This is a genomic window from Ligilactobacillus sp., from assembly GCF_036846325.1.
GTDB lineage: Bacteria > Bacillota > Bacilli > Lactobacillales > Lactobacillaceae > Ligilactobacillus.
The window spans coordinates 1-8,380 of sequence record NZ_DAIUCE010000078.1 but is presented as its reverse complement, the minus strand read 5'-3'; the positions used below and the strand labels follow the sequence as shown (position 1 = coordinate 8,380).

9 protein-coding genes are annotated in these 8,380 nt (G+C 46.5%); 8 read left to right on the top strand and 1 reads right to left on the bottom strand.

All coding sequences use genetic code 11. The annotated features are described in order from the left end of the window. Nucleotides 1-304 precede the first annotated feature (304 nt). The 5 genes from V7Z60_RS07580 to V7Z60_RS07560 all read left to right on the top strand — a co-directional run bounded on the left by V7Z60_RS07580 (nucleotide 305) and on the right by V7Z60_RS07560 (nucleotide 4,893). A complete protein-coding gene (locus V7Z60_RS07580) occupies nucleotides 305-1,492 on the top strand; it encodes an ABC transporter substrate-binding protein (protein WP_334117229.1) in 1,188 nt (395 codons plus the stop codon). A 71-nt stretch (nucleotides 1,493-1,563) separates the two neighbouring features. Beyond that, nucleotides 1,564-2,442 carry a branched-chain amino acid ABC transporter permease gene (locus tag V7Z60_RS07575; RefSeq protein ID WP_014074069.1) on the top strand — a complete coding sequence of 293 codons (879 nt, stop codon included), beginning with the start codon at nucleotides 1,564-1,566 and terminating at the stop codon, nucleotides 2,440-2,442. Between the two features lie 9 nt (nucleotides 2,443-2,451). Then, a complete protein-coding gene (locus V7Z60_RS07570) occupies nucleotides 2,452-3,417 on the top strand; it encodes a branched-chain amino acid ABC transporter permease (RefSeq protein WP_334117228.1) in 966 nt (321 codons plus the stop codon). Beyond that, nucleotides 3,414-4,196: an ABC transporter ATP-binding protein gene (locus V7Z60_RS07565; RefSeq protein WP_334117227.1), complete on the top strand. Its 783-nt coding sequence runs from the start codon at nucleotides 3,414-3,416 to the stop codon at nucleotides 4,194-4,196. Before V7Z60_RS07570 ends, V7Z60_RS07565 begins: the two co-directional genes overlap by 4 nt. Next, nucleotides 4,189-4,893, top strand: a complete 705-nt coding sequence (locus tag V7Z60_RS07560) for an ABC transporter ATP-binding protein (protein ID WP_334117231.1) — start codon at nucleotides 4,189-4,191, stop codon at nucleotides 4,891-4,893. The genes V7Z60_RS07565 and V7Z60_RS07560 overlap by 8 nt, the downstream gene beginning before the upstream one ends. Nucleotides 4,894-5,238: 345 nt before the next feature. Here the strand turns inward: V7Z60_RS07560 and V7Z60_RS07555 are convergent, their stop codons facing one another. Beyond that, nucleotides 5,239-5,649 carry a peptide deformylase gene (locus V7Z60_RS07555; RefSeq protein ID WP_334117226.1) on the bottom strand — a complete coding sequence of 137 codons (411 nt, stop codon included), beginning with the start codon at nucleotides 5,647-5,649 and terminating at the stop codon, nucleotides 5,239-5,241. Nucleotides 5,650-5,835: 186 nt separating this feature from the next. On the opposite strand from V7Z60_RS07555, the gene V7Z60_RS07550 reads away from it, so the two are divergent. The 3 genes from V7Z60_RS07550 to V7Z60_RS07540 all read left to right on the top strand — a co-directional run. Continuing rightward, entirely contained in the window at nucleotides 5,836-6,309 is a 474-nt protein-coding gene (locus V7Z60_RS07550; protein ID WP_334117225.1) for an FIVAR domain-containing protein, read from the top strand. A 165-nt stretch (nucleotides 6,310-6,474) separates the two neighbouring features. Beyond that, entirely contained in the window at nucleotides 6,475-7,191 is a 717-nt protein-coding gene (locus tag V7Z60_RS07545; RefSeq protein ID WP_334117224.1) for a response regulator transcription factor, read from the top strand. Then, a partial coding sequence (locus V7Z60_RS07540) for a HAMP domain-containing sensor histidine kinase (protein ID WP_334117230.1) occupies nucleotides 7,175-8,380 on the top strand: 1,206 nt, incomplete at its 3' end. The genes V7Z60_RS07545 and V7Z60_RS07540, both read left to right, overlap by 17 nt.

Genomic DNA, 8,380 nt, shown 5'->3' with positions numbered 1-8,380 from the left:
ATAATAGCATTAATCAAACCGACAGAGGGAATAAAGTGCAGAGGAGTGATTGAAATGAATTGTGACATGAATGGAAAACATAAGTCGTTTCGATACGCTTCGCTATTTGCCCGTCTAATTATTATCAAGGATTCAGGAATGTAAGAATTGAAGTTTTTATGTTGTTGAGTCCTTGTTTGAGTATAGTTGGATGAGGGCTCCCGGAATTAAAAAGCCTTCATCCATTCAGGATGAAGGCTTAATTTTTTTCTTAATCGGCGAGAATCAATATCAGAATCATCAAACGAAGGGATTGGGATGTTTTATGAAAATGAAGAAAATGGCAGGCTTTGCGGCTGCAGCAATGATGTGTTCCGCATTTATGGCAGGATGTACGGCCAAATCGGCTGCTTCCAAGGGAAATCAGGCAGGCGATACGGTCAAGATCGGCGTAAACATGGAACTTTCCGGTGCTGCGGCAGGCTACGGCCAGCAGGAAAAGAACGGGATTGAACTGGCCGTTCAGGAAATCAATGCCAAGGGCGGCGTCAACGTCAATGGCAAGAAGAAGAAAATCAAGGCGATTTATCGCGACAACAAGAGTTCGACTTCAACCAGTGCCTCCGTTGCAGCTCAGCTGACGTCTCAGGACAAGGCCGTCGCATTGATCGGACCGGCAACGACAAATGCCGGCACGGCGACGATTCCAACGGCAAACAAGGCAAGCGTGCCGTTCCTTTCGGCATCTGCGACGGCACCGGACTTTACGCTTGACAAGAAAGGCAAGGTTCAGCCTTACGTCTTCCGTGCCTGCTTCAAGGATGACTATCAGGGAATTACTGCTGCCAAGTTTGCCTACGATACGCTGAAGGCAAAGAAAGTGGCAATTCTGGCCGACAATTCCAGCGATTACGGCACGGGCATCACGAAGGCCTTCAAGAAGGCGTTCAAGGGTCAGGTTGTCGCTACGCAGTACTTCCAGGCAGGCGACAAGGACTTCAATTCGATTCTGACATCCATCAAGAGCAAGAATTTTGATGCACTCTACATTCCTGCATACTACACGGAATGCGGCACGATCATCAAGCAGGCCCGCGAAGCCGGCATCAAGCAGCCGATTCTGGGTGCTGACGGCATGTCCGACGACAAGATGATCAAGATTGCCGGAAATGCAAATTCATCAGACATTTACTACACGACACCGTTCACGTCTCTTTCAGCCGCAACGAATCCGCTTGTTTCCAAGTTCAACAAGGCGTACAAGGCAAAGTTCGGTGAAGATGCACCGACGTTTGCCGCTTTGGCATATGATTCGGTTTACATGGTCAAGAAAGCCATCGAAACTGAAAAATCGGCTGATTCCGTCAAGATCCAGGAAGGTCTTGCAAAGCTCAAGAACTTCAAGGGCGTTACGGGCAACACAACAATGGATGCTAAGCACAATCCTCAAAAGTCGATCACAATCGTCAAGTTGGAAAACGGCAAATCAGTCAAGGGTTATGTAGTCAAGTAGAAGACGCAGGGCCGCAGGTGAATTTCTTGCGGCCTTTTGTCAATAATTCAGAAATTAGGGAGGAATAGCTGATGTCGACATTTTTGCAACAGCTGATCAACGGCCTTTCTCTCGGAAGCATTTATGCCCTGCTGGCTTTGGGTTATACGATGGTTTACGGGATTATCAAGCTGTTGAATTTTGCTCACGGTGACGTATACATGCTGGGGGCGTTTTTCGGATATTATACGATTAAGTGCCTGCACTTCGGGTTCTTTGGCGCACTCATCTCATCGATGGTCTTTTGCGCACTGGCCGGTGTTCTGGTTGAAATCATTGCATACAAGCCATTGCTGAATTCTCCGCGGATTACGATGCTGATCACCGCAATCGGCGTTTCGTACTTCCTTGAAAACGGGATGACTTATCTTTTCACTGCGAACACGAGAAACTTTCCGCAGGTAATCAAGCGCGTCTCGTATGATTTGGGACCGGTTCAGGTTTCAAACGTTCAGCTTCTGATTTTCATCACAACGATTATTCTGCTGATTCTGCTTCAGGTGATCGTGCAGAAGACCAAGATGGGGCGTGCCATGAGAGCCATGGCAGTTGACCCTGATGCGGCGGCTTTGATGGGAATCAATGTCAGCGGAACAATTGCATTCACGTTTGCGATTGGTTCAGCGCTTGCGGGTGCCGCCGGCGTTTTAATCGGAATGTACTATAATTCGATTGATCCGATGATGGGACTTACTCCCGGCATCAAAGCCTTCGTTGCAGCCGTTCTGGGCGGCATCGGCTCGATTCCCGGCGCTGCAATCGGCGGCATCGTCATTGGCTTCCTGGAAACGATGTTTCAGAGCATCGGTCTTTCTGCATATAAGGATGCGGCCGTATATGCAGTCTTGATCATCATTTTGCTTGTTTTGCCGTCAGGCCTGTTCGGCAAGAGAACAATTGAGAAAGTGTAGGTGATTATCGTGAAGGCAAATTTGAAATCAAATCTCAGCTGGCTTTTGCTCATGGTAGTCGGCTTTGTTTTAATCAATGTTCTGGTTGCGGTCGGAGTAATCGATTCCTTTACTGAAAACATGCTCGTGACGATTGGAATCAACATCATTCTGGCCGTCGGCTTGAATCTTGTCATCGGTTTTTCAGGGCAGTTTTCGCTCGGACATGCAGGATTCATGGCAATCGGTGCATATGCAACAGGAATCATGACGCTTGGAGGATTTGACAGTTTCGGCGGCTGGATTGTTTCGGTTCTCGTCGGAATGGCGATTGCGGCCGTTGTTGCGATTATCGTCGGAATTCCCTGTTTCCGGCTCAGCGGGGACTACCTTGCGATTGCAACGATGGGTGCGGCTGAAATCGTGAGAATCGTTTTAAATAACATGAAGATCACGAACGGGCCTGCCGGTTTGTTCAACATTCCTCAGTATACGACATGGCCGCTGGTTTACGTGCTGACGTGCCTGACGACAATCGTAACGGTGAACTTCATTCACAGTCGTGGCGGCCGTGCGGTCATGTCCGTTCGTGACAACGAAATCGCTGCAGAAGCAATGGGAATCAACACGACTCGCTGGAAACTGGCTGCCTTTGTCCTGGGGGCGGTTACGGCTGCAATTGCCGGATCGCTCAGTGCCAGCTACATTCAGACGATTGCTCCTTCCAATTACGGAATCATGCAGTCCGTTTCGATTCTGATCATCGTTGTCTTAGGCGGAATGGGAAGCATGACAGGGACGTTTGTTGCCGCAGTCGTTTTGGGTATTCTGGACACCGTTTTGCAAAGCTTCGGCGTATTGCGCATGGTGATTTACGCCGTTGTCCTGATTTTGATGATGGTCTTCAAGCCAAGCGGACTGATGGGAACGAACGAATTATCGTTTGCCAGAATCTTCAATCATGAAAAAGCTGACAAAGGGGAGGCGAAGGCATGACGACACCTATTTTGGAAGCAAGGGAACTTACGCAGAAATTCGGCGGCCTGACAGCTGTTGACAACGTCAGTCTTCATGTCGGAGTTGACGAATTGGTTGCTCTGATCGGGCCGAACGGTGCCGGCAAGACGACACTTTTCAACATGCTGACGGGTGTGAATACGCCGACTGAAGGAGACGTTTATCTTGCCGGAGAAAAAATTACCGGCAAGAAGGCTTATGCCGTGGCTCAGATGGGGATTTCCAGAACGTTCCAGAACATCCGGCTGTTTTCCGACATGACGGTTTTGGAAAACGTGTTGACGGCTTTGACGAATCATTACAAGGAAGGTTTTGTTTCGTCCGTTCTCCGTTTGCCGGGCTATTATAAAACAGAAGCTGAAATGAAGGAAGAAGCAATGAAGCTGCTGACAGATTTCGGTCTTGCCTCTGCAGCCGAGCATCGGGCCGGTAATCTGCCTTATGGTGCCCAGCGCAGGGTTGAAATCGTCCGGGCGCTTGCAACGCGTCCGAAAGTCATCTTTCTGGATGAACCTGCTGCCGGGATGAATCCGGAAGAAACGGCGGATTTGACTCGCCTGATCAAGAAGATCCAATCAGAATATCATACCGCGGTTTTGCTGATTGAACATGACATGTCGCTTGTCATGAATATCGCAGAGCGAATCTATGTGCTTGATCATGGGCATCTTTTAGCAGAAGGAACGCCGAAGGAAATTCAGGATAATCCGGAAGTTATCAAAGCTTACTTGGGAGGTGACGCTGATGCCGATGCTTGAAGTTAAGAATCTGTCAGTAAATTACGGAGCGATTCAAGCTGTCAGAAACGTCAGCTTTCAAATCAACAAAGGCGAAATAGTGACTTTGATTGGTGCAAACGGTGCCGGCAAGTCAACGATTGTCAAAACGATTTCCGGAATTTTAAAACCAAAGAGCGGTGAACTCGTTTATGAAGGAACCCATCTTGAGAAATTAAAGCCGGATAAAGTCGTGGCGAAGGGCATCTCGCAAGTTCCGGAAGGAAGACACGTGTTTGAAGAAATGACCGTTCGCGAAAATCTTTTGATGGGAGCCTATCTGCGCAATGACAGAGACGGCATCCAGGAAGACTTTGAAAAGATGTATCAGCGTTTTCCTGTCTTGAAGGAACGTGAAAAGCAGGATGCTGCCACGCTTTCCGGGGGCGAACAGCAGATGCTCGTAATGGCCAGGGCCTTAATGGCACGTCCGAAGCTGATTCTGCTGGATGAACCGTCAATGGGACTTTCTCCGATTTACATTCAGGAAGTCTTTAAAATCATCGAAACGATTCGTGATCAGGGGACAACGGTCCTTTTGATCGAACAAAATGCCAAGCAGGCATTGTCAATTGCCGATCGTGGTTATGTTCTGGCTTCCGGTGAGGTCAAGATGACCGGAACGGGCAAGGAGCTGCTTGACGATCCAAGCGTTCAAAAAGCATATCTGGGCGGCTGATTGCTGCTTTGAAGAGGCTGGAAGAATGTGACGCGAATTGAAAAACCTGATGATCTGCAATTGATTGCAAGTCATCAGGTTTTTTTGTGTATGAATGACAGTCTGATGTTGTGATGGAAATAACCCGGAAGATTTTGCCTGTAATCTAGCTCGTCATTTACGGGTAAATCCCAAAAACCGGCATTTTGCCCGTAATCCTGCCTTGTATCCCTGACTGGGCAGGCGATTCTCAGCACTGTATTTAAAAAAATAAGGTTTTCATGTCTCAAAACTGAAAGAATGCCGGACAAAATCAGCCGGACTGCGCCCTCTTTTGTTCAGCATTTCATTTAAAGCCGTACTTGGTCAAATCAGAATTCCGTTGCAATGGTCGATTTCATGCTGAACGATTTGAGCATTGAAGCCGTCAAGTTTTTGATGTTGTTTGATGAAGTGTTCATCCAGGTACGTTACTTCAATATGATTGAAACGTTTGGCAACGCGTTTTCCTTCAAGGCTCAGGCAGCCTTCTTCAGCAGTATAGGGCCCGAATTTTCTGGTTATTTCGGGATTGATCATTAAAACGGGGAAAGGTCCGAAGAAACAGGCAATGATGCGCTTGTTGATGCCAATCATATTGGCGGCCATTCCGACGCAGGAGTTTTGGTGTGCCTTGAGCGTATCAAGCAGATCATAAGCTGTTTGAATGTCTTTTTTTGATGCCGCTGCTGACTTCCGGCGAAGAATTTCAACATCCTTATTGATGGGTCTTATCAAGATGAAATCATCCTTTCTTGTGCAATGTGAAAAAAATATTCAAAATAAAGCTGCTTTTTTTGTTTTTATGGACAATTGTTAATTATCTGTGACTATATTATAATTTAATAGTGATTGTTGTTAATGTCAATTAGTTGCTTTAAGAGAGTGATGATTCTTCTGGCTGTATTAGCGGCGTTTTTCACAATGACAAATGTTAACGCTTCAGCAGATGAGACTTTTTCTCACAGTTCAAGTTCTGTTACGTATTCTGCGCTTGAAAATGCCGTTTCCAAGGATGCGCAGCAGGAATATCATAACAGGGATGCATACGGCAGGGCATCTGATGAAAAGAAAAAAGCCTTGCAGAATGCAATCGACTATGGAAAGCAGGTTCTTGAAAACAAAGGATCGCAACAGGATGTTGACGTTGCATTGGAACAAATCAATACTTGTCTGAACAATTTGGGCGGGAAACCCGAAAGTTTGCCGCATACCGGGGCAGGCAAAGCTGAATCAGGCAGGAAACGAGTTTTGAAGTCATCAGAAAATCCTGCATTGGCATCGGGAGGCAAGTCAGTTTTCAAAGCGATTGTCTGGAGCGTCATAACGCTTGGTGCTTTGGGGGTAACTGGTTTCAGCATTATTGGAACAGCTTCGCGTGAAAAGGGAATCAAATAATTAGGTAAACGAACGGTTCTGAGGGAGAACGGTTCGTTTTTTAGTGTGATTAAGAAATGCCTTCAGAATCTGTTAAGGAATGACTGTTAGAATGAAAGGTGTTATGACTTGCAAGATTGAATGATGGTGTATAGAATACAGTAAGGAAAATACGAGGTTTGAAAAATGCACAAAGGAAAAATTTTGATTGTTGAAGATGACAGCGATATCAGGGAAGGCGTCAGAATTCTGCTTGAAAGCGAAGAGTATGAAGTCATCGGAGCCGAAAATGGCGTTGTCGGGCTGAAAATGCTAGATGAGACAATTGATTTGGTTATCCTGGATATCATGATGCCAAAACTGAATGGGCTGAAAGTCTGCGAGGAAATCCGCAAGACTTCCAATGTGCCCGTGCTTTTCTTAACTGCCAAGTCGCAGGAGTCAGATAAGCTGCTTGGCTTGATGGTTGGCGGAGACGACTATCTTGCAAAGCCGTTTTCATATGCCGAGCTGCTCGGAAGGGTCAAGGCGCTTCTCAGGCGCTATCAGGTTTATCAGGGAAAGAGCACGAACGAAAACGAAACGGAAAAAATCATCGAGATCGGTTCGATCAAGCTCAACACTGCATTTAACGAAATCGTTGCGGACGGTGAAAAAGTTGAGGTTTCTGATCTGGAATACAAGATTCTGCGTCTGATGATGCAGCATCCGCGCAAGATCTTTTCAGCACAGAACATCTATGAAAGCGTTTGGCGCGAACCCTATTTTTATACCTGCGGAAATACGGTAATGGTTCACATCAGAAAGCTGAGGACAAAAATTGAGCCTGATCCTCAAAAACCGCAATATATCAAGACGGTTTGGGGAAAGGGGTATCGTTTTGAAGATGCGACAGTGGATTAGAAGGCAGCTGGAGAACAGAAGAGGCAGAAAGACGACGATTTACATGGAACTGCTTAAACTGCTGATTCTTTCGTTTGTCGTCTCGTTTGCCTTTCTGATTGTTGTTGACAGAGTGACCGGCAATCTTGTTGATGAATACTATGACAGTATTGATTACGAGGAGCGCGAAACGAACCGCTACGCACGGCAGTTCCAGAATTATGTCTATAAAAATGATCTGAAGTCGACCGACAAGAAGAAGCTTGACAAGTGGGTGTTGAAAAAAAGAGTGCTGCTGATTGCGATTTACAAGAAGAATCGCATTGTCTATAACTGCAGCGGCGTCAGTGCATCCGCCCTTGAGGACCAGGATAACTGGTCGGCCAAGCCGTATAAGCTGAAATTTGCTGATGGCAGGGCATCCGTGTATATTCAGGGAGTTTATTCCTATGAACTGTATTATTATGCGGAAATCTTTTCAATCATCCTGACGTTCATCGTCTTCTTCAGTATCGTCATGATCGGAATCAGGCGCCGGATGAAGTATATTCGTCAGCTCAGCAATGACATCAAGATTCTGGAAGCGGGAGATCTTGACTATGAGATTCGGACCAGGGGCAGGGATGAGCTTTATGAACTTGCTGTGGGTCTTGATGACATGCGTAAGTCTCTGAAGAAGCAGTTTGAAGTCAAGAATGAAGTCATGAAGGCAAATTCCAGGATGGTCACTGAGATGTCTCATGATATCAGAACGCCCCTGACGTCGATCATGCTGTACTCCGAAATTCTCCGTTCCGGAAAATGCAGGGATGAGGCCCAGTTTCAAGGCTATCTCGAAAAGATTGACCAGAAGACCAAGCAGCTCAAGAGCATGTCTGACAGGCTGTTCAATTATTCGCTGATCAACGTCGATCAGGATGTTCAACTTGAAAAGCGCGGCACTTTAGAGCAGATCTTCTTCGATCCGTTGTCTGAGATGTGCGGCTACCTGGAGCAGCAGGGGTATCAGATCAAGCCGGTGTTCTTATTCAAGGATACGGAAATCAACGTTCACGATGCCTATATTTCAAGGATCATCGACAACGTCACTTCAAATATCGTCAAATATGCCGATCCTGAATTTCCAGTCATAATTCGTTCCCTGTATGTGGAAGACGACTGCGGAATCGTTTTGGAAAACACCGTCAAGGAACATACCGAAAATGAGGAA

Coding starts and splice junctions, on each gene's coding strand:
- V7Z60_RS07580 (WP_334117229.1), top strand. CDS start 305: ATGAAAATGAAGAAAATGGCAGGCTTTGCGGCTGCAGCAATGATGTGT.
- V7Z60_RS07560 (WP_334117231.1), top strand. CDS start 4,189: ATGCTTGAAGTTAAGAATCTGTCAGTAAATTACGGAGCGATTCAAGCT.
- V7Z60_RS07550 (WP_334117225.1), top strand. CDS start 5,836: ATGACAAATGTTAACGCTTCAGCAGATGAGACTTTTTCTCACAGTTCA.
- V7Z60_RS07545 (WP_334117224.1), top strand. CDS start 6,475: ATGCACAAAGGAAAAATTTTGATTGTTGAAGATGACAGCGATATCAGG.
- V7Z60_RS07565 (WP_334117227.1), top strand. CDS start 3,414: ATGACGACACCTATTTTGGAAGCAAGGGAACTTACGCAGAAATTCGGC.
- V7Z60_RS07575 (WP_014074069.1), top strand. CDS start 1,564: ATGTCGACATTTTTGCAACAGCTGATCAACGGCCTTTCTCTCGGAAGC.